Origin of the sequence: Planktotalea sp. (assembly GCF_018607965.1) — a bacterium.
In the GTDB taxonomy this organism is placed as follows: domain Bacteria; phylum Pseudomonadota; class Alphaproteobacteria; order Rhodobacterales; family Rhodobacteraceae; genus Planktotalea.
This window is the reverse complement of record NZ_JABBAM010000094.1, coordinates 1-20,003: the sequence shown is the minus strand read 5'-3', so window position 1 is coordinate 20,003 and position 20,003 is coordinate 1. Positions and strand designations below refer to the sequence as shown.

Sequence of the window (20,003 nt, the reverse complement as noted above, 5' to 3'; positions counted from 1 at the left end):
AAAATGAACACGCAAGAGCACGCGACGATTTCCAGCAAAATGAACATCAAAGGCATCCCAACCATGGTCGCATGGCAGAACGGGCGCGAACTAAAGCGCAAGTCTGGAGCCATGAAGATGTGGCAGATCGTGAATTGGGTGCCTGAGGGGTGAGGTTACAACGTGAAAAAAGTCAAACGCTATTCGCTACCACGCCCATTGTTTGAGTTTGTTTTTACAAATGCCCAAACAACCGATGCAATAGTGCCCCCACCAAAGATAGCCGCAAACCACTCTGCGCCTTGTACAGCAGCATACAAAGATGCTGACAAAGCTAACAAAACGAACACGAATGCGAATGCGAATGCGAATATTTTGCCGAGAAAATTGTCAACCAATAAAGAGTCAATTCTCTCTGCGCCATGGACTGGCGATGCGCTGTTTCCGATTCCCATGACCGGAAGATGCGTTCGGCGCCATTATCGACAACGCTATCAAATTGACCCAAAACCGCCGGTGGAGGGAGGGGACCGCTCCACGCTTGTTGCTGAATTAACTCAAGCTCTTCTAAGCTATGCTATTAATTTAGATCCGAGGACGAAACGAACGTGTCTTTAGTTGACTCTTCTGACAATCTAACCAGCCAAATCTTCTTTAGCACGCGAACGTTTACGCCCAATGACTACTTTCAAATCTTCCCCCACACGGCGAGCGTCACCTACTAAAGCATCGCCTGAAGACGTACGTGACGCACGAGAAACACTTGGTCCAATAGAAATAAGTGAACCAAAACCTTCGATAGTCGCTCGCCTAAACCGAAACTGTCCGTTCGAGGCCGCCAAATTAAAATGCTTCATTTTTTGCCTCCTTTGAGATGCTTGTAGCAATAAGGAGTTAACAATCCGTTTCGTTTTTGCAAGAAGAAAGCTAACATTTGCAGTCACAACCCTGTGCGAACGCGAATTGCCCAAGAGCAATCCGCTACCTCGCACCCACTATGTTTAGCTTGCGCTAAACTTATCGTGCAAATTTCTTATGCTTAATCCGCTTAGGCTCCAAAGCATCCGCGCCCAACCTACGTTTCTTATCCTCTTCGTAATCCTCGAAATTGCCCTCGAACCACTCCACATGCGCGTCGCCTTCAAAGGCGAGCATGTGCGTGCAGATGCGGTCTAGGAAGAAGCGGTCGTGCGAAATCACCACGGCGCAGCCTGCGAAATCGACCAAGGCGTCTTCCAAGGCGCGCAAAGTTTCCACGTCAAGATCGTTCGTCGGTTCGTCGAGCAACAAAACATTGCCACCGTCTTTCAGCAAACGCGCCATGTGGACACGGTTGCGTTCACCACCCGATAGCAGGCCAACCTTCTTTTGCTGATCGCCACCCTTAAAGTTAAAGCTTGAGCAATAGGCGCGCGAATTCACTTCCGCATCGCCTAGCGCGATGATTTCAGAACCACCGGAAATCGCTTCCCAAACCGTCTCATCACCAGAAAGATCGTCACGGGACTGATCGACGTAGGACAGCTTAACCGTATCGCCGTAGCTGACCGTGCCCGCATCAGGCTGTTCTTGACCTGTGAACATCTTGAACAACGTGGATTTACCCGCGCCGTTCGGGCCGATCACGCCGACGATGCCGCCAGGGGGCAGATCAAAGGAAAGGTTTTCCACGAGCAGCTTGTCGCCCATCGCTTTTTTGAGGTTCTCAACTTCGATCACCTTGCTGCCCAAACGGGGACCATTCGGGATTACGATCTGGGCGCGCCCTACTTTGTCTCGCTCGGACTGACCCGCGAGTTCGTTGTATGAATTGATACGCGCTTTTGATTTCGCCTGACGCGCCTTTGCGCCCTGACGCATCCACTCAAGTTCGCGCTCAAGCGTCTTTTGCTTGGACTTATCTTCGCGCGCTTCTTGGGACAGGCGTTTCGCTTTCTGCTCAAGCCAAGCAGAGTAGTTGCCCTCGTATGGGTTCCCGCGACCACGGTCGAGCTCGAGGATCCAACTGGTGATGTCATCAAGGAAATAACGGTCGTGCGTGACGCAGAGGATCGTGCCCTTGTAGTCAATCAGGTGCTTTTGCAGCCAAGCGATGGTTTCCGCGTCCAAGTGGTTGGTCGGTTCGTCCAGCAGCAACATGTCAGGCTGTTCCAGCAGCAGTTTGCACAGCGCCACGCGGCGCGCTTCACCACCAGAAAGCGAGGTCACATCCGCATCATCAGGGGGGCAGCGCAAAGCTTCCATGGAGACGTCGATCTGGCTGTCGAGATCCCAAAGGTTCTCTGCATCAATCTTATCCTGCAATTCGGCCATCTCATCAGCCGTTTCGTCGGAATAGTTCATCGCAAGTTCGTTGTAGCGATCAAGCGTCGCCTTCTTATCGGCCACACCCAGCATCACATTGCCGCGGACATCCAGCGTTTCGTCCAGCTTGGGTTCCTGTGGCAAGTAGCCCACATTCGCGCCCTCGGCCTTCCAAGCTTCGCCTTGGAATTCTGTGTCGAGGCCAGCCATGATCTTAAGCAGCGTGGATTTACCCGAGCCGTTGACACCGACCACACCGATTTTCACGCCGGGTAGGAAGTTTAGGTGGATGTTTTCAAAGCATTTTTTGCCGCCCGGATAGGTCTTAGACACGCCTTGCATGTGATACACATATTGATACGCCGCCATGGGGTCGCTCCTCACGCTGAATTCAGTTTGCATTCACATAGTGTGCTGCGAGGATAGGCGCAATTGGATAGGGAGAATTGCGATGCGCTTGGGCTTGGTTCTTTTGCTGGTTTTATGCGTGCCGCGCTTGGGGATGGCGCAGGCCAATGATGCGCTGCCGCGTGATTTCGGCTGTATCGCGCAGACTGAGGTGCGCAATGATATGCACCCATCCGAACTTGCGCGCAGTGTGAGGGCTTGCGTTCAGGCAGGTCGGTTCGATGATGCGGTTCAGGTGTATTACACCTATTCGTCTTACGGTCTTTATGATCAACAGCGCGTGCGCGATGAAAGTGCGCATGTTGTGCTGAATGAACTGTCCCAATGGATGTTCTCTTTCTTTGATCGCACGACCATGACCGCCCTGCGCGCTTCAATCGACAAACTACGTGATCCTGCACATCCGTTCTTTGTCGAGACCTGCGTAGTCATCAAATCCTTAGGCCCCCCGAACTATCGCCCCGGCTACATGATCCGCTACGGCATTGTGCCGCGCAAATCCGATGACGATTGGCAGCACGCCGTCTTTGACAGTGCCGCCGCGTGGCGCAAGGCCATGGTAGAGATCAATGGTTGCCTCTCAATTTGAAAATCATATGATTGCACCTATCCGCCCTCCCCGCTAAACGCGTGCGCATGACCCCGACAGCTCACAATACGCGCGGTAGACGCATCGGCCTTCTAGGTGGCTCTTTTGATCCTGCTCACCTTGGTCATGTGCATATCACGCTTGAGGCGCTCAAGCGCTTCGACTTGGACGCGGTTTGGTGGCTCGTTTCCCCCGGCAATCCTTTGAAAACCCGTGGTCCTGCGCCGATGGAGCGCCGCATGGTGCGCGCACGCGACGTGATGCAGCACCCGTCCGTGCATATAGGCGATAGCGAAGCGCAGCTTGGCACACGCTACACCGCTGAAACCCTGCGTGCGCTGCGCCATAAATTCCCAGCCGCACGGTTCACGTGGCTTATGGGGGCCGACAATCTCGCGCAGTTCCATCTATGGAAAGACTGGGATGAGATAATCAACACAGTTCCTATCGGTGTCCTCGCTCGCCCCGGTGACCGCATTGAGGGCCGCACAGCCCCTGCCGCACAAATCTATCGCCATGCCTTACTGAAGGGTCGCCAAGAGCGCCTACTGTCTATGGCAGACGCCCCAGCATGGGCCTTCGTCAACGTCCCGATGCGCGATATTTCATCAACAGTCTTACGCGCCAGTGGTGACTGGCCGACGTGATTGCAGCAATGCGCTCGCGCTGCCAGCAGCAATGATCAGTGCCATGCCCGCGATGACATAGACACCGGGAAGATCACCAAAGATCACCCACCCCAACAAAACGGCTGATATCAACTGAAAATACACAAACGGCGCAAGTTTAGTGGCCTCTTGCATCCGATACGCAAGCAGCATCAGCATATTGCCCAACATTGAGCCAACCGCGCTCATCGCAATAAGCGTCGCGATTTGCGGCGTGATTTCTGGAAAACCCCCAATCACAAAGGGTGTCGTCAAGATCACAGGGCCAACCATCTGTGTGATCATCAAGCCACCCAAGGCAACAGTTCCCGCCAACCAACGCGATGCTGTCAGAAAACTGCCGTAAAAACACCCAGCCAAAACGGCCCATCCCAAACCAGCCGAGGCATCTAGTCCGGGCCGCACGATCAACACTACACCTGCGAACCCGACCAGTACCAAGATGACTTGCACCGTACGTACACGTTCCTTCAAAAACCAAACAGACAGAACAAAACTAACCATTGGGCCAATAAAAAATGCACCAAATACGTCGGCCAAAGGAGCCTTTTGAAGGGCCAAGGTGATGCAAGAAATACCACCCGCAATCAGCGCCGAGCGAAACCAGACCCGCCAATCACGCCACACAGCAAGCCCTGCGCGCCACGTGAAGGGTAACAGGATCATGCCCCCGATCATAAAACGCGACCACACCACAAAAATCGGTGCAACACCCAAATCAGACGTCAACACTTTGCTGGCAGTATCGCCTGCTGGAATAAAGCTCATCGCGATGAGCATGATGAAGACCGCTTTGAACATATCGTGCGATTAACACAGCGCAATCTCGCCCAACAGGCATCAAATCCATTCACTAATTTCCATTCACCATCACAATGGTGTAGAAAGCCTAAATATCGCTCTGCTCTAGCCTTGTTTTGACCCCAACAATTTGCGTTAACCTTTTTCATGAACAATTTATTATCAAGACGCTTTTTTCTGACTGCGGCAGCTTCGGCCTCCTTAGGGCATGTTGCATTCGCTAACGCCCCCCTGTCCTCTGCTCGCCCCGTTGCGCGTGGAGGCAAAGCGGTTGCAACCGTTCAGCAAGTGCGCGCGCCCTCGACACCCAAAGCATTAATCGAAGCGGCTAAGCTTGGTGGCACTTTTGGCTTCGCAGTTGCAGACTTACGCACAGGCAAATTACTCGAAACTGGCAATGCTGCATTGGGCCTGCCCCCTGCCAGCACAGCAAAAGCAATCACTGCACTCTATTCGCTGGATGCTCTCGGGCCAAACTATCGTTTCTCTACGCAAATTAAGACTAACGGGTCTATCGCGGGCGGCGTCGTGAGTGGCGATTTATTCCTTATTGGCAGCGGCGATCCGACGCTGGATACCAATGCGCTGTTTGACATGGCTTCCAAGCTAAAGGCGCTCGGCATTCGCGAAGTACGTGGACAGTTCTACTACGTTGACAATGCACTGCCTAACTTGCGCGATATCGACAAGACCCAACCCGAACACGTTAGCTACAACCCCGCAGTGTCTGGCCTGAACCTAAACTACAACCGCGTTCATTTTGAATGGCGCAGGGGTAGCAATGGCTACCAAGTGACCATGGACGCCCGATCTGACAAGCATCGCCCAAATGTCTACATCTCTAAAATGCAAATCGCGGCGCGCAAATTGCCTGTGTATTCATACAAAGACGGCGGCGCGTTTGATCAATGGAGCGTCGCCAGCGGCGCGCTTGGTAAAAGCGGTTCGCGCTGGTTGCCTGTGCGCAAACCAGGCCTTTATGCAGCGGATGTGTTTCAAACCTTTGCACGTGCGCAAGGCATCGTTCTCAAATCTCCCAAACGCAACACGCGCAGGCCAAAGTCACGCGCAATCGTCACCCACACAAGTCCGCCCCTTAGCAAAATTCTACGCGATATGCTCAAATTTTCAACCAACCTCACAGCAGAAGTCGTTGGCCTAACAGCCACCCGAAAACGTGGTGGTCGTGCCACGACGCTAAAAGCGTCCGCCAACGAGATGAGCCGCTGGGCCAATACTGCGCTGAAAATGGGCAATGCAAGTTTCGCGGATCATTCTGGCCTAAGCGCATCTAGCAAAGTCAGCGCGCAGGGCATGGTGAATTCAATGCTCGTGGCGCGTCGTCGCGCAGGGTTTGCAGAATTGCTCAAACCTATCGCAATGCGCGATGCAAAGCGCAAAGTAATCAAGAACCACCCGATCAAGGTAAACGCCAAAACTGGAACGCTTAACTTTGTCAGCGCGCTAAGTGGCTACATGACCGCTGCGGATGGCAAACAGATGGCCTTTGCTATGATCTGCGCAAATACCGATCTACGTCGCGGCCTAAAAGGCGCTGAGAAAGAGGCGCCCTCTGGCGGACAGGCGTGGAATCGCCGCGCCAAAGCGTTGCAGCAACAGCTGATCGAACGCTGGGGCGCGGTCTACGGCTGATCAGTTCTGAACGACGATCCGCGTGTTCTTAAAGCCGTGCTTTTGCACCAGTGAATATAGTCTTGTCGCGTTCGAGGTCTTCAAACGCACGCATCCCGCAGAGGCCGGGCGTCCCAAACGGTTAACCTGATTGGTCCCATGCACCGCGTAATTGCCACGAAAAAAGATCGAATACGGCATCGGTGCATTATTGTAGAGACTGGATTTGTGATATTTTGAAAGGCTCTTTGGGGAATAACTGCCACGCGGGGTGATCTTGCCTTTGCGCGCCGTCGAAACAGGCCACTTATAGATGACTTTGCCATGGCGGATCACCGTCATCGTCTGACTTGAAACATCAACTTTTGACACCAAAGATGCAGCAGATGCCGTGAAAGGCATCCAGAATACTAAAATTAACACCGCAAAAAAAATACGCAGCATGTAGTCCTCCTAAAAATAAATAATCTAAATGTAAAATAAAAATTTAATTTTGATGTGCTGTCAAAAGTAAAAATATTTTAAGCGGTTTGAACAAGACGGATATCTGACGCAACAAGCCCAACACCACCTTCAATTATTGCGATCACATCCTCACCAATAAAAATGACAGCATTTTCACCGCGATCTCTAATATCGATCTCTGGCTCGGTCGTTCCATCATATTCAAGCGCAATAACATCTTCACCAGCAGTATAATCACTGATCAAAACAGTGTTCTCATCTGCCATGTTTTCGTTCAACACAAACCGATCCAGACCGGCGCCTCCTTGCGCCGTGTCGCCGCCAGATAAAACAAGCAAATCGTTTCCTTCGCCTCCAAACAATTCGCCGCCTTGTGTAGGTTCGGGTTGCTCTGTCAAAAATGACGTATCCACACCATTCAACTGACCTGATGCTTCAAGTGCCGCAAAATCAACCTCTTCTAGAACGCCCCCTGTTTGAGACCGTACAACCGCGAGCGCTGTCGCGCTCACATCTTGTTCGCCACTTTCGTCCAGCTCAATGTTTCCGCTGATCAATACGTCTTCACCGGGACCACCATTAAGACTGTCTGCCCCGCCACCGCCGATCAATAGATCGTCTCCATCACGCCCAATTAGAAGATCGTCGACTCCATTGCCCAGCAAAGCATCGTCGCCCACATCGCCGTAGAGCACGTCAAAGCCGGTACCGCCGCCGATGATGTCATCGCCAGGACCAGCGAAAACAGTGTCATTATTGGTTCCTGCTTAGATCAAATCATCGCCCGCCAAGCCACGCACAATATCAGCTTGCCCCAGAGCAAACAGCGCGTCGTTGCCTTCTGTTCCGATTAAAATTTCTGACGAATTGGTTCCTAAAATTGTCTCTCGATCATCAAAAACGGAAGGCTCTTCAGGATCGAACCCATCAAATCCATTTTGCTCTGCAACACGTTGAATTTCATCGTCAAAAGCACTCTAAATTGCGAGAACCAAAGCCAAAGGTATTAATAACAAAAAAATCATGTTGGCCCCCCAGTCAGAATATTTATGTGAAACGATAACTTAAGATCACTTATACTTTCAGCGTTCCGCAGTTCCGTTAGTGAAAATTTTTTCATAAAGTAACTTTAAAAAAAGAAGGCTATCAAAGCTGCATTCTTAAGTCGATTGCACCAATCGTACATCACTGACGGATACATTCTCTGCAGCGTTCGCAACAACAGCAAGCAATGACCCATCGGCCAAGACATGCGCATCACCAGCCACATCTAGCACCGTAATCACGGGCACAGACGAAGCAAGATGATTGACGATAATCACATCTTCTTCAGAATTAAAGTCGAGCACATTAGCAGCACTTTCACCGCTATTGCCCGTCGTCACAATAAAGCTGTCTGCATTTGCGCCGCCAGTGCTATCGTCACCAGCCCCCAAGAACAATAGATCTGTGCCACGTCCACCGTTTAGAATATCTTTTTGCCCATCGGCGTCACTGACAGGCAAATCTTCTTCACCAAATCCTTGAGCCGACAAGATCGTTTCAATCTCCTGCGCAGTCAGTTCAGGCCTTGCAAACGCGACCGCATCAAAGGCATTGAAGTGTTCTACATTCAGCGCGGGCGCTCGCAAGTTGACAGCAGCCGGGTCAATGCCGTCGCTTTGAAAGCTGTAAAGAAAATCGTCTCCGTTGCCACCAAGCGAAGTATCTGCGCCAGCCCCACCATAGATCACATCGTTGCCCTCTTGGCCTTCGAGAGAGTCATTGCCATCACCACCAAGCAAAATGTCATTTCCATCGGCACCGATCAGCCTGTCTTGCCCAGCGCTACCGCCCAAAACATCAGCGCCATCAGCGCCGCGCACGACATCATTGCCAGCACCACCGTCTAAAAAGTCGGTGCCGCCCAGCCCTAGCAACCGATCATCACCCCCAAGGCCATCGACTTCGTTCAGTTGATTATTGCCTGTGTATTCATCATCGCCTTCCGTCAGTTCGATAACATTCAAAAGCGATGCAACATCCAAATCACCAGCCGTAGCGTCGGTCTCATCCGAGTCATCATCACCACCTCCGTCAAAATCGATAAGTGTGAAAACGAGTAAAAGTGGTAAAATAATGATTGCTATCATGTCGTGTCTCCAACCAAATTTCTTAATTTGGGACTAACCATGTTGGGGCGTCAAGACTGAGTTTAAAACTGTTAACGAAGCATGAACAATAGGCTGCCACGCGCCAGACTGTTCGCATTGCACAAACAAAATGGCCGCCCACGCCAACGACGTGAGCGGCCCCAAGGGCTAACCCTGATCTGGGTTAGTGCTTTTTCTTTTTCGGCGGCAACAGATCCGTTATTGTGCCTTCAAACATCTCTGCTGCAAAGTTCACAGTTTCCGAAAGCGTTGGATGCGCATGGATCGTGTGACCTAGATCAACCGCATCCGCGCCCATTTCAATCGCAAGCGCCACTTCAGCGATCAAATCACCAGCGCTAACGCCGACGATACACCCGCCAATGACACGCTGATCGCTCGGATCGAACAACAATTTGGTCAACCCTTCAGAGCGCCCGTTTGAGAGCGCTTTGCCAGAGGCTGCCCAAGGGAACACTCCTTTTTCGTATTTGATACCTTTGGCTTTTGCTTCGGTTTCGGTCACGCCACACCAAGCAACTTCTGGATCGGTATAAGCCACGGACGGGATCAGTTTCGCATCAAAGTGACGCTTTTGACCTGCGCAAACCTCTGCTGCAACTTTGCCCTCATGGACTGCCTTGTGCGCGAGCATGGGCTGGCCAACCAAGTCGCCAATCGCGAAGATATGATCAACGCCAGTTCGTTGCTGGCTGTCCACAGCTATAAAGCCGCGTTCATCCACCGCAACGCCGGCCTTGTCAGCATCGATCTTTTTGCCGTTAGGCGTACGTCCCACAGCAACCAGAACCTTATCAAAGGTATCTATCGTCACTTCGCCATTCGTATCCTCGAACGTTACTTTCAACCCCTTCTTCTGGGCCTCCATCGCCGTTACTTTGGTCTTGAGCAGAACGTTCTCGTAACGGCCTTTAATGCGGTTGTGCAAAGGTTTGACGATATCCTTGTCAGCACCCGGAATAATTTGATCCATAAGCTCGACGATCGTAACCTTGCTGCCCAGCGCATCATAGACACAGGCCATTTCAAGTCCGATGATACCGCCGCCAAGAACCAACATACGCTTGGGAATGTCTTTCAGCTCTAACGCACCCGTAGAATCGATCACGCGCTCGTCGTCATGGGGCAGGAATGGTAAGTGAACAGGCTCAGATCCCGCCGCGATGATGCATTGATTAAAGCTAACAGTCGTGATTTTGCCGTCTTGTTCAACCTCGATCATGTTGGGACCCGTGAACTTGCCCCTCCCTTTCACGGTCGTCACTTTGCGTGCCTTTGCAAGACCCGTCAGGCCGCCCGTAAGCTGACCAACAACGCTGTCCTTGAACTTGCGCAATTCATCTAGGTCGATCTTGGGCTTGGCAAAGCTGACACCATGCGCGCCCATGTCTTCGGCTTCTGTTATGACCTTGGCCACATGCAACAGCGCCTTTGACGGGATACAGCCTACGTTCAAACACACGCCGCCAAGCGTGTTGTCTTTTTCGATCAGCACGACCTTTTTGCCTAGATCCGCCGCGCGGAACGCAGCGGTGTATCCACCCGGGCCAGAACCAAGAACAACCACTTCGCCGTGCACATCACCAGCACCTGTCGCAGTGCCGCTTGCAGCGACAGCCTTAGGTGCAGCAGGTGCCTCAGGCTCAACTTGTTTCGGCACGTCTTCCGCACCGGCCCCTTCAAAGCGCATGATGACGCTGCCCATGGAAACTTTGTCGCCCTCGCCCACAAGGATTTCGGCCACAACACCTGCCACGGGGGATGGAACTTCCATCGTGGCTTTGTCAGATTCCAGCTCAACCAGCGCGTCCTCTGCGGCGACTGTATCGCCTACAGAAACCAGCACGGAAACGACGGGGATTTCGTTGAAATCACCAATATCGGGAACTTTAATGTCCATTGTGTCGTCTCCTACCACATCAACTTGCGCATATCGCCAAGCAGCGTCTTCAACGTCACGCAGAAGCGCGCCGCCAAAGCACCATCGACCGCGCGGTGATCATACGACAACGACATTGGCTGCATCAGGCGCGGAACGAATTCCTCACCATTCCAGACAGGAGCCATTTTCGAGCGTGTCAAACCAAGGATCGCAACCTCTGGCGCGTTGACGATGGGCGTAAAGCTGGTGCCACCGATACCGCCGAGCGATGAAATCGTGAACGTTGCGCCCTGCATGTCTTTGGACTTGAGGTTGCCCTCACGCGCGGCTTTGGACAACTCCATCAGCTCTTTAGAAATCTCGACAAGGCCCTTTTTGTCGGCATCCTTGATCACTGGAACCATTAGACCGTTTGGCGTGTCTGCCGCGAAACCGATGTTGTAGAACGCTTTCTTGATCAGCTTGTCGCCATCTGGATGGATGGACGCGTTGAACTCCCAATGTTGCTTTAGCGCAGACACGGACGCCTTAACCACGAAGGACAGCATCGTAACACGGTAGCCTTCTTCCTTGGCCATCGTGTCCATCTCTTTGCGGTACTTATCCAGATCAGTCACATCCGCTTCATCATTGTGCGTGACATGCGGGATATTCAGCCATGAACGGTGCAATGCAGGCCCAGACAGCTTCTTGATGCGCGACATTTCCGCGTCTTCGACTGGGCCGAACTTGGAAAAGTCTACAACTGGGATCGGCGGGATACCCATACCGCCAGCAGCGCCGCCACCAACAGCCGCAGGTGCACCTGTGGATTTGAACGCCTTGGTGATGTCTTCCCGCAGGATGCGGCCCTTGCGGCCCGTACCATTCACTTTGGCAAGATCAATCTCAAGGTTGCGCGCAAAGGCACGCACAGATGGGCTGGCGTGGGCTTTGCCAAAACCTGCGTCCGTCACAGCCAGCGCTGCTGCAGGTGCAGGAGTATCCGTTTGTGGAACCTCCGCTTTCGCAGGTGCCGCCGCTGGGGCCTCGGCAGCAGGAGCCGGCGCAGCGCTCTCGCCCTCAAGGATCAGGATGACTGATCCCATCGAAACGTTGTCGCCCTCAGAAACCTTTATCTCTTTAACCACACCCGCAGCAGAGGACGGAACTTCCATCGTTGCTTTGTCGCTTTCCAATTCAACGATTGGATCTTCCAGCGCCACGGTGTCACCCACGCTAACCAAAACGGTAACCACAGGAATCTGATCGAAATCGCCGATGTCGGGGACTGTTACTTCAATAGCCATAATATGTGTCTCCTCTCGCGCTTAAACTAGACGCGGGTTCGGCTTTTCGCCGTCAATATCGTATTTAGAAAGCGCGGACTTCAGGTCTTTCTCTGAAACCGTCCCTTCTTTGAAAAGCTGCACCATCGCGGCCGCGGCAATGTGGTTCGCGTCCACTTCAAAGAAGCGGCGCAGGTTCACACGGCTGTCAGAGCGACCAAAACCATCGGTGCCAAGGATCACCAAATTCTGGGGAACAAAGGCGCGGATTTGTTCAGCGTAGTTCTTCATGTAATCGGTCGCGACAATCACAGGACCTTTGGCCCCGCTCAGCACTTGCGTTACATAAGGCACCTGCGTGTCAGCCAGCGGGTTCAAACGGTTGTGCCGTTCTGCGTCCTGACCGTCACGCGCCAGCTCGTTAAAGCTGGTGGCAGACCAGATATCAGAGGTAACGCCAAAATCTTCCCTCAGCATCTTGGCCGCTTCCATCGCCTGCACAAGGATCGTACCAGAACCCATCAGGTTCACATGCTTCTTTGCAGCCTTTGCTGTTTTGCTCAGACGATAAAGACCTTTGATGATCCCCTCTTCCGCACCCATCGGCATTTCAGGATGCGCATAGTTTTCATTCATCAGCGTTAGGTAGAAGTACACGTCATCCTGATCGACATACATGCGCTGCAAACCGTGATGTACCAGAACCGCGACTTCGAAACTGAACGTCGGATCATAAGAAATGCAGTTCGGGATCGTGCCTGCAAGAACGTGGCTGTGCCCGTCTTGGTGTTGTAAACCTTCGCCGTTCAGCGTTGTACGACCCGCAGTTCCACCCAGCATAAAGCCACGTGCGCGACTGTCGCCAGCCGCCCAGCATAGATCGCCGATACGTTGGAAGCCAAACATGGAGTAGTAGATAAAGAACGGAACCATCGGCACGCCGTGGTTGGAATAGGACGTTGCCGCAGCAATCCAATCCGCCATCGCACCCGCTTCGTTGATGCCTTCCTGAAGCACCTGACCGTCTGTGCTCTCCTTGTAGTAAGACATCTGATCGCGGTCTTCCGGCGTGTAGTTCTGACCCTTCGGATTGTAGATACCCACAGAGCGGAACAGCCCTTCCATACCAAACGTGCGGCTTTCATCAGGCACAATCGGCACGACCTGATTGCCCATCTTCTTATCACGCAAAAGCGTCGTCAGAATACGCACAAAGGCCATTGTCGTCGAAATCTCGCGATCGCCCGTACTTTTTAGCTGCGCTTCAAAGCTTGTCAGTGGTGGAATTTCCAGCTTGGGTGTATCGCGCCATTCGCGTTTCGGGAATTCACCACCCAGCTCTTTGCGCTTCTCTAGCAGATACGCCTTTTGCTGGTTGTTCAACGAAACGAACGGTGCCTTTGGCAAGTCTTCATCGCTGATCGGGATCTGAAAACGATCGCGGAACGCGCGAAGCTGATCTTCAGCCATCTTCTTTTGCTGGTGCGTGGTGTTCTGGCCTTCGCCAGCCGTGCCCATGCCGTAGCCTTTAACTGTTTTGATCAACAGACAGGTCGGCTGACCCTTGGTTTCAGTCGCACGTTTAAAGGCAGTGTACACCTTCTTAGGCTCATGACCGCCACGACGCAGCGCCCAGATTTGCTCGTCTGTCCAGTCCTCAACTAGCGCCGCCGTCTCTGGATATTTCCCAAAGAAATTCTTGCGAATGAAAGCACCGTCCTTGGATTTGAACGTTTGATAATCGCCATCAACTGTTTCATCCATCAACTGGCGCAAACGACCAGTCGTGTCCTTTTCAAGCAGCGCATCCCAGCCCTTGCCCCAAAGCAGTTTGATCACGTTCCAGCCCGCACCGCGGAACCCGCCCTCAAGCTCTTGCACGATCTTGCCGTTGCCACGCACAGGTCCATCAAGGCGCTGTAGATTGCAGTTCACAACGAAGATCAGGTTATCAAGCCCTTCGCGCGCCGCCAAATCAATCGCACCGCGCGATTCAGGTTCGTCCATTTCACCATCACCAAGGAACACCCAGACCTTACGGTCGGCCATATCAATGTGACCGCGGTTATGCATGTATTTCATGAAACGCGCTTGGTAGATCGCCATCAAAGGGCCAAGGCCCATGGAAACCGTCGGGAACTGCCAATAATCCGGCATCAACCAAGGGTGAGGATAGGAGGAAAGACCGCCACCATTCACTTCAGAGCGGAAGTTTTCCATCTGCTCTTCAGTAAGACGTCCCTCCATAAAGGAGCGCGCATAGATGCCGGGGATCACGTGACCTTGGAAGAACACCAGATCGCCGCCGTGTATCGCAGACTTTGAGCGCCAGAAATGGTTTAGGCCTATATCATACATGACCGCAGAGGACGCGAAGGACGCAATGTGTCCGCCATATTCGCTGGACACTTTGTTGCGGCGCACAACCGTCGCCATTGCGTTCCAACGGTTAATGGTGCGAATGCGCCATTCCATGTCGTGATCACCTGGGACCTCTTCTTCGTCATCGAAGGGGATCGTGTTCTGGTAGGGTGTCGTCGCCGAAAACGGCAATTGCGCACCAGCAGCCCGCGCTTGTTGAACTGCTTTATCAAGCAAGTAATGCGCACGATTTGCACCGTCGCGATCAATCACATCAGAAATGGCGTCCTGCCATTCTTGCGATTCAATCGGATCAATATCATGGTTTTGGTCAGTCATTCGTCCCTCTTCCCTTCAACACTCTGCGCACGAGCTTGATAACGTGCTATCAAACGACACAAAATGCGCTCCCACCATCCTTTAACGTGCAATAGCTTTCTCTTGGATTAATTGAGAATACCCAAGCACTGTAAAGTTAACGCTGAATATCACGCCTTGTTAACCCTAGGTAGACTCGTGCGCGAATAGCCCCATGCACAGGGTGCATAGCAAAATAGTTTAACATTAAACAATATTACTCAGAGCCCACATTCGGGTTTCGAAATCTTACCTGAATACCCAAAAAACGAACCAAATTGACCCCTTCCACCCAAAGAAGGTTAAGCACCCCCAATAAGCGGACCAAACTTGCGCGAATCAAAATTGCTAACTTTAAGCCCAATCGCCCGTGAAATCCTTGGGGATCATCAGCACGTCTTTATCCAACTCACTGACATTGCGCTTGCCGCAAAGCGCCATGGAAACGTCCAACTCCTTATGGATCACCTCAAGCGCTTTGGTCACACCCGCCTGCCCCATAGCACCAAGCCCATAAATGTAGGCGCGCCCGATATACGTGCCTTTGGCCCCCATCGCGATGGCCTTCAATACGTCCTGACCAGAGCGTATTCCACTATCCAGATGCACTTCAATCTGATCCCCAACAGCGTCCAAAATAGACGGCAGCATCTTAATCGAACTCATTGCGCCATCCAATTGACGCCCACCATGGTTGGACACGATGATTGCGTCAGCCCCGACACTAAGCGCCATCTTCGCGTCCTCAGCATCCATGATCCCTTTCAGGATCACCTTGCCGCCCCACATCTCTTTCAGCTTGGCAATCTTGCTCCAATCCAACGCGGGATCAAATTGCTCGGCGGTCCAAGCCCCAAGATTAGACGCATCAGACACGCCTGTAGCATGCCCAACAACATTGCCGAACTCACGGTTCTTAGTGGCCAGCATTTGCAGGCCCCATGTCCATTTTGTCATCAAGTTTGCAATCGTCTTAGGGGTCAACTTGGGCGGTGCAGACAAGCCATTCTTTAGATCCTTATGACGTTGTCCCAAAATTTGCAGATCAAGCGTGATCACCAAAGCCGAACAATTCGCCGCGCGCGCGCGTTCAATCAAGCGACGCAGATAATCCTCGTCTTTCATCGTATAAAGCTGGAACCAAAATGGCTGGTCGGTCTTCTCAGCCACCGCTTCGATCGAACAGATCGACATTGTGGATAGCGTGAAAGGCACGCCAAAATCCTCAGCCGCCTTCGCCACTTTGATTTCACCATCCGCACACTGCATTCCGGTCAATCCAACTGGGGCCAGTGCGACAGGCATCGCAACATCCTGCCCGATCATCTGGCTGACCGTGCTGCGCCCCGTCATATCAACAGCAACGCGTTGGCGTAGCCGGATTTGTTCGAAATCGGATGTATTTTCGCGAAAGGTCTGTTCGGTCCAACTGCCGCTTTCGGCATAATCATAAAACATGCGCGGCACACGCCGCGCATAAATACGTTTCAGATCTGCAATTTCGGTAATAACAGCCATAGATAAACGCCCCCCTTGCAATTGGTAATAAATTATTACCGATCCGCAAGTCGAACGCAAGTCAGCTCGAAAATTCTCTAGGCGCTATGTGCACCGTCTGACAAGGTTTTCACAAAAGCCAACACATCACTCACACTATCACCCGCACCAATGCGTTCAACAATCGCCGATCCAACAACCGCCCCATCAGAAAGCCCCACAATTTCGCGCGATTTTTCTGGCGTCTTAATTCCAAAGCCAACAATCACAGGCAAATCCGTCTTAGACTTGATCCGCGCCACTTCCGGACCAACATCAGCCCCCTCTGCATTCGCAGCGCCAGTGATCCCCGTGATGGACACATAATACACAAAGCCAGACGTATTTTGCAAAACCCGCGGCAAACGCGCGTCATCCGTTGTGGGCGTCGCAAGTCGGATAAAGTTCAAACCCGCGTCTTGCGCAGGAATACAAAGTTCGGAATCTTCTTCAGGTGGCAGATCAACAATAATCAAGCCATCAATACCAGCCGTCACAGCGTCCTTCAAAAACGTATCAACGCCACGCGAATAGATCGGGTTGTAGTAACCCATCAAAACAATCGGCGTCGTGTCATCACACTTGCGAAACTCAGCCGCCATTTCCAACGTTTTTTGTAACGTCATGCCGCCCTCTAAAGCGCGCTGGCCTGCCAATTGGATCGTCTCACCATCCGCCATAGGATCGGTGAACGGCAATCCCAACTCAATGATATCAACGCCCGCCTCTGGCAAGCCCTTCATGATCTCCAGCGATGTAGCGACATCAGGATCGCCCGCCATAATGTAGGATACAAAAGCTTTCTTACCACTTGCGCGCAAGCTCTCGAATTTGGCGTCGATCCGGGTCATAGGTCTATCCTTGTCAAAACTTACCCCGCATGTGCCGCGAAATCCGTTCCATTCGCAAGAGCCTACGCAATCTTTGAACGAAAAATCCGAACTGGGGCTTAAAGACACACTTCCCCTTTTCCCAAATATCCCCGCCGGAGGCACGCCGCACGACCAAAGGGCGTGCTCAAAAAAGCGCGCGCAAGCGCTCTATCGGATCAAGCGCCCTCAATGTCGATCATCCAGACAACGCCAAATTTATCCCGACACATCCCGAACCCTTCGGACCAAGACGTCTTTTCCAGTGGTATCGTGATCGATCCACCATCGCGCAACTTATCAAACAAGACTTGTGCCGCGTCCATGCTATCGCGTGACACATGCAGGGCCGCACCCTCAACGCCGTTATAGCTCTCCGGCTCAAATGTATCAGAGCCAAACAACAACTGCCCCTCGCCCAAATCAAGCGTCATGTGCGCGATCTGACTACCCATTTCATCTGGCATCTTCTCTTCAGACATCTCCTTAAACAACATTGTCATCGTAATTTCACCACCCAGCACCTCTGCATAAAAGGCCAACGCCTGCGCACAATTGCCGCCGAATGTTAAATATGGCGTTACTTTCATCTGTCTTCCTCCCATTTTCGCTGATCTCAGCCCTGCAGCGCCTTGCACGACCCATAAAACCTGCCATATGGAAACGCGTCAACGCTAAGGAGAAGATCATGGGTTTCAAAATGGGTATCGTCGGAATGCCGAATGTCGGTAAATCCACACTTTTCAATGCGCTGACCAAAACCGCCGCCGCGCAGGCCGCGAACTTCCCGTTTTGCACGATTGAGCCTAATGTTGGCGATGTCGCCGTCCCCGACGCGCGCCTTGATAAATTGGCCGCTATCGCGACGTCCAAGCAGATCATCCCAACACGCATGACTTTTGTTGACATCGCGGGCCTCGTCAAAGGCGCGTCCAAGGGCGAAGGCCTCGGCAACCAGTTCCTTGCCAACATCCGCGAAACAGACGCAATCGCCCACGTGCTGCGCTGTTTTGAAGATGGCGATGTGACCCATGTTGATGGTCGCGTGAACCCCGTTGAGGACGCGGACACGATTGAAACCGAATTGATGCTGGCCGATCTGGAAAGCGTGGAAAAGCGCCGCCAAGGTCTGACACGCAAGACCCGTGGCGGCGACAAAGAAGCACTGCAACAGGACAAATTGCTCGCGGCCGCGCAAGCCATGTTGGAAGACGGCAAGCCCGCGCGCTTGGTTGAGGTCGACGAAGAAGACGCCAAAGCATGGAAATTGCTGCAATTGCTGACGTCCAAGCCCGTTCTCTATGTCTGCAACGTTGGAGAATCCGAGAGCGCGACAGGCAACGCACATTCCGAAGCCGTCGCCGCGATGGCCGCCGCCCAAGGCAATTCCCACGTCATCATCTCCGCACAGATCGAAGAAGAGATCAGCCAACTTGATGCGGACGAAGCGCAAATGTTCCTAGAGGAAATGGGCCTAGAAGAGCCCGGCCTAGACCGCCTTATCCGCGCAGGCTACGCATTGCTGCACCTAGAAACCTACTTCACAGTCGGCCCAAAAGAAGCCCGCGCATGGACAATCCAGCACGGCACAGGCGCCCCCCAAGCCGCTGGCGTGATCCACGGTGATTTCGAAAAAGGCTTCATCCGCGCAGAAACTATCGCGTATGATGACTACATCGAATACAATGGCGAACAGGGTTCAAAAGAAGCCGGAAAAATGCGCGCAGAAGGCAAAGCCTACATCGTCAAAGACGGCGACGTGCTGCACTTCTTGTTCAACAACTAAGCGGCTTCCGCTGCGTCGATCTTAGTGAGAAGCTCGTCGCAGAGTTCAGTCTGATAGTCTGAGCCTTCGACAAAGAAGGCGCGGGCTCTGGTCACGTAATCGTGGGCTTCCACGAGGTGGGCCGGATCTGGTTCCAGCCTACATCTTGCAATTGCAAGATCCGCGATGTTCCAACGAAGACAAGCCCAATCATAAGGTGCTTCATGTTCCAAATCCAATTTTTCACACTCGCTATAATTTGAACGCGCAGCGATTAGCGCAGCCATATCACTTGTTAATGCACCCAAGCACCTTTGCCCCAAGCCTAGATTGTTTAGTGTTGATTGCCAATCCAGTGGTTCTTCCGATTTTTTTTAAGGAATAATGCAGTCTCAAGACAATTGATCGACTCTAAAAGCACCAAAGAGTCTTCTTTCAACTCTCCAAGTTTCGTCAGTGCTAGTCCAAGATTATTCCACCTATATTTCAAAGCATCCTGATCTTTAACGTGAATGCTGGCCTTAAGGGAGGAGCGAAGCATGCTAACAGCATGATGCATTAGGTCTAAATCTGATGTGCGTTCCGCAATTTGTTCCATTGCTAGACCCAATCCGTTAGCACAATTAGACCAACTTTGAAGTTCCTTAGACTTATTAGTTTTCTCCACCGCAGCGTAAAATGCGTTGCGAGAGATTAAAAGGTGCCGTTCATTCGAAGATCGCTCAGCAACACGAAAATGCCCCCACCCAAGCGCGTGCAAAGATGCTGCTTCCTTGCCTCGTTTGCCTTTTGCTTTTTCAACATTTCTTTTGGCCAATTGCAATCCAACACCTAGTCGAAAAAGATCACCAGTTCTATCGCCTTTAGCGAGCCAATTGTGACTTAATGAGCCCGTCGCCCAAAACACTCCATCTGCCGGCGCTTGCCGATACAAATCCGCAATCAATCGTTGCGCAGCGGCAGCAG

Annotated in this window: 19 protein-coding genes and 1 pseudogene; 5 read left to right on the top strand and 15 right to left on the bottom strand. The window is 52.3% G+C overall.

The features are described from left to right. Nucleotides 1–3 precede the first annotated feature (3 nt). The gene (locus QZ279_RS08830; RefSeq protein ID WP_293450000.1) at nucleotides 4–153 is read left to right on the top strand and encodes a thioredoxin family protein; all 150 of its coding nucleotides are present in this window, start codon (nucleotides 4–6) and stop codon (nucleotides 151–153) included. Between the two features lie 160 nt (nucleotides 154–313). Here QZ279_RS08830 and QZ279_RS15735 read toward each other — a convergent pair whose 3' ends face one another. From QZ279_RS15735 to ettA, 3 genes are all read right to left on the bottom strand, one after another. Beyond that, a complete protein-coding gene (locus tag QZ279_RS15735; RefSeq protein WP_366513917.1) occupies nucleotides 314–532 on the bottom strand; it encodes a DUF2335 domain-containing protein in 219 nt (72 codons plus the stop codon). Nucleotides 533–614: 82 nt separating this feature from the next. Beyond that, a complete protein-coding gene (locus tag QZ279_RS08825) occupies nucleotides 615–836 on the bottom strand; it encodes a hypothetical protein (RefSeq protein WP_293449998.1) in 222 nt (73 codons plus the stop codon). A 160-nt stretch (nucleotides 837–996) separates the two neighbouring features. Next, complete coding sequence (gene ettA / locus QZ279_RS08820) at nucleotides 997–2,652, bottom strand: energy-dependent translational throttle protein EttA (RefSeq protein WP_293449997.1); 1,656 nt, start codon at nucleotides 2,650–2,652, stop codon at nucleotides 997–999. A gap of 82 nt (nucleotides 2,653–2,734) precedes the next feature. Here ettA and QZ279_RS08815 point away from each other — a divergent pair, with 82 nt between their 5' ends. Both QZ279_RS08815 and QZ279_RS08810 read left to right on the top strand, forming a co-directional pair. After that, on the top strand, nucleotides 2,735–3,280 hold the full coding sequence (locus QZ279_RS08815; protein WP_293449996.1) for a hypothetical protein: 546 nt from the start codon (nucleotides 2,735–2,737) through the stop codon (nucleotides 3,278–3,280). 47 nt (nucleotides 3,281–3,327) lie between these two features. Further along, nucleotides 3,328–3,927 carry a nicotinate-nucleotide adenylyltransferase gene (locus QZ279_RS08810; protein ID WP_293449995.1) on the top strand — a complete coding sequence of 200 codons (600 nt, stop codon included), beginning with the start codon at nucleotides 3,328–3,330 and terminating at the stop codon, nucleotides 3,925–3,927. Here the strand turns inward: QZ279_RS08810 and QZ279_RS08805 are convergent. Continuing rightward, nucleotides 3,898–4,749, bottom strand: a complete 852-nt coding sequence (locus QZ279_RS08805; protein ID WP_293449994.1) for a DMT family transporter — start codon at nucleotides 4,747–4,749, stop codon at nucleotides 3,898–3,900. The genes QZ279_RS08810 and QZ279_RS08805 overlap by 30 nt on opposite strands. A gap of 147 nt (nucleotides 4,750–4,896) precedes the next feature. On the opposite strand from QZ279_RS08805, the gene dacB reads away from it, so the two are divergent. Beyond that, nucleotides 4,897–6,402, top strand: a complete 1,506-nt coding sequence (dacB, locus tag QZ279_RS08800) for a D-alanyl-D-alanine carboxypeptidase/D-alanyl-D-alanine-endopeptidase (protein ID WP_293449993.1) — start codon at nucleotides 4,897–4,899, stop codon at nucleotides 6,400–6,402. Here the strand turns inward: dacB and QZ279_RS08795 are convergent, their stop codons facing one another. The 10 genes and pseudogenes from QZ279_RS08795 to QZ279_RS08750 form a co-directional block, all read right to left on the bottom strand. After that, on the bottom strand, nucleotides 6,403–6,825 hold the full coding sequence (locus tag QZ279_RS08795; protein ID WP_293449992.1) for a L,D-transpeptidase: 423 nt from the start codon (nucleotides 6,823–6,825) through the stop codon (nucleotides 6,403–6,405). 77 nt (nucleotides 6,826–6,902) lie between these two features. Then, nucleotides 6,903–7,598, bottom strand: a pseudogene (locus QZ279_RS08790) (hypothetical protein); the annotation flags it as partial. A 15-nt stretch (nucleotides 7,599–7,613) separates the two neighbouring features. Then, complete coding sequence (locus QZ279_RS15730) at nucleotides 7,614–7,727, bottom strand: hypothetical protein (RefSeq protein ID WP_366513916.1); 114 nt, start codon at nucleotides 7,725–7,727, stop codon at nucleotides 7,614–7,616. A gap of 279 nt (nucleotides 7,728–8,006) precedes the next feature. Further along, nucleotides 8,007–8,978 carry a calcium-binding protein gene (locus QZ279_RS08780; protein WP_293449991.1) on the bottom strand — a complete coding sequence of 324 codons (972 nt, stop codon included), beginning with the start codon at nucleotides 8,976–8,978 and terminating at the stop codon, nucleotides 8,007–8,009. A gap of 184 nt (nucleotides 8,979–9,162) precedes the next feature. Next, complete coding sequence (gene lpdA, locus QZ279_RS08775) at nucleotides 9,163–10,899, bottom strand: dihydrolipoyl dehydrogenase (protein WP_293449990.1); 1,737 nt, start codon at nucleotides 10,897–10,899, stop codon at nucleotides 9,163–9,165. A gap of 11 nt (nucleotides 10,900–10,910) precedes the next feature. Continuing rightward, entirely contained in the window at nucleotides 10,911–12,170 is a 1,260-nt protein-coding gene (gene aceF / locus QZ279_RS08770) for a dihydrolipoyllysine-residue acetyltransferase (protein WP_293449989.1), read from the bottom strand. A gap of 21 nt (nucleotides 12,171–12,191) precedes the next feature. Next, nucleotides 12,192–14,849: a pyruvate dehydrogenase (acetyl-transferring), homodimeric type gene (aceE, locus tag QZ279_RS08765; protein WP_293449988.1), complete on the bottom strand. Its 2,658-nt coding sequence runs from the start codon at nucleotides 14,847–14,849 to the stop codon at nucleotides 12,192–12,194. A gap of 372 nt (nucleotides 14,850–15,221) precedes the next feature. Next, nucleotides 15,222–16,385 carry an alpha-hydroxy acid oxidase gene (locus QZ279_RS08760; RefSeq protein WP_293449987.1) on the bottom strand — a complete coding sequence of 388 codons (1,164 nt, stop codon included), beginning with the start codon at nucleotides 16,383–16,385 and terminating at the stop codon, nucleotides 15,222–15,224. Nucleotides 16,386–16,462: 77 nt separating this feature from the next. Beyond that, nucleotides 16,463–17,254: a tryptophan synthase subunit alpha gene (gene trpA / locus QZ279_RS08755; protein WP_293449986.1), complete on the bottom strand. Its 792-nt coding sequence runs from the start codon at nucleotides 17,252–17,254 to the stop codon at nucleotides 16,463–16,465. 197 nt (nucleotides 17,255–17,451) lie between these two features. Continuing rightward, a complete protein-coding gene (locus tag QZ279_RS08750) occupies nucleotides 17,452–17,862 on the bottom strand; it encodes a VOC family protein (RefSeq protein WP_293449985.1) in 411 nt (136 codons plus the stop codon). A gap of 98 nt (nucleotides 17,863–17,960) precedes the next feature. Here QZ279_RS08750 and ychF point away from each other — a divergent pair, with 98 nt between their 5' ends. Further along, nucleotides 17,961–19,058 carry a redox-regulated ATPase YchF gene (ychF, locus tag QZ279_RS08745; RefSeq protein ID WP_293449984.1) on the top strand — a complete coding sequence of 366 codons (1,098 nt, stop codon included), beginning with the start codon at nucleotides 17,961–17,963 and terminating at the stop codon, nucleotides 19,056–19,058. A 313-nt stretch (nucleotides 19,059–19,371) separates the two neighbouring features. Here ychF and QZ279_RS08740 read toward each other — a convergent pair. After that, nucleotides 19,372–20,003 (bottom strand): hypothetical protein (locus QZ279_RS08740; RefSeq protein ID WP_293449983.1); only part of this gene is annotated, 632 nt, incomplete at its 5' end.

Excerpts from the sequence above, each read along its gene's own strand:
- QZ279_RS08830 (WP_293450000.1), top strand. The coding sequence starts at position 4 with ATGAACACGCAAGAGCACGCGACGATTTCCAGCAAAATGAACATCAAA.
- QZ279_RS08825 (WP_293449998.1), bottom strand. The coding sequence starts at position 836 with ATGAAGCATTTTAATTTGGCGGCCTCGAACGGACAGTTTCGGTTTAGG.
- ettA (WP_293449997.1), bottom strand. The coding sequence starts at position 2,652 with ATGGCGGCGTATCAATATGTGTATCACATGCAAGGCGTGTCTAAGACC.
- QZ279_RS08815 (WP_293449996.1), top strand. The coding sequence starts at position 2,735 with ATGCGCTTGGGCTTGGTTCTTTTGCTGGTTTTATGCGTGCCGCGCTTG.
- QZ279_RS08810 (WP_293449995.1), top strand. The coding sequence starts at position 3,328 with ATGACCCCGACAGCTCACAATACGCGCGGTAGACGCATCGGCCTTCTA.
- QZ279_RS08805 (WP_293449994.1), bottom strand. The coding sequence starts at position 4,749 with ATGTTCAAAGCGGTCTTCATCATGCTCATCGCGATGAGCTTTATTCCA.
- dacB (WP_293449993.1), top strand. The coding sequence starts at position 4,897 with ATGAACAATTTATTATCAAGACGCTTTTTTCTGACTGCGGCAGCTTCG.
- QZ279_RS08795 (WP_293449992.1), bottom strand. The coding sequence starts at position 6,825 with ATGCTGCGTATTTTTTTTGCGGTGTTAATTTTAGTATTCTGGATGCCT.
- QZ279_RS08780 (WP_293449991.1), bottom strand. The coding sequence starts at position 8,978 with ATGATAGCAATCATTATTTTACCACTTTTACTCGTTTTCACACTTATC.
- lpdA (WP_293449990.1), bottom strand. The coding sequence starts at position 10,899 with ATGGACATTAAAGTTCCCGATATTGGTGATTTCAACGAAATCCCCGTC.
- aceF (WP_293449989.1), bottom strand. The coding sequence starts at position 12,170 with ATGGCTATTGAAGTAACAGTCCCCGACATCGGCGATTTCGATCAGATT.
- aceE (WP_293449988.1), bottom strand. The coding sequence starts at position 14,849 with ATGACTGACCAAAACCATGATATTGATCCGATTGAATCGCAAGAATGG.
- QZ279_RS08760 (WP_293449987.1), bottom strand. The coding sequence starts at position 16,385 with ATGGCTGTTATTACCGAAATTGCAGATCTGAAACGTATTTATGCGCGG.
- trpA (WP_293449986.1), bottom strand. The coding sequence starts at position 17,254 with ATGACCCGGATCGACGCCAAATTCGAGAGCTTGCGCGCAAGTGGTAAG.
- QZ279_RS08750 (WP_293449985.1), bottom strand. The coding sequence starts at position 17,862 with ATGAAAGTAACGCCATATTTAACATTCGGCGGCAATTGTGCGCAGGCG.
- ychF (WP_293449984.1), top strand. The coding sequence starts at position 17,961 with ATGGGTTTCAAAATGGGTATCGTCGGAATGCCGAATGTCGGTAAATCC.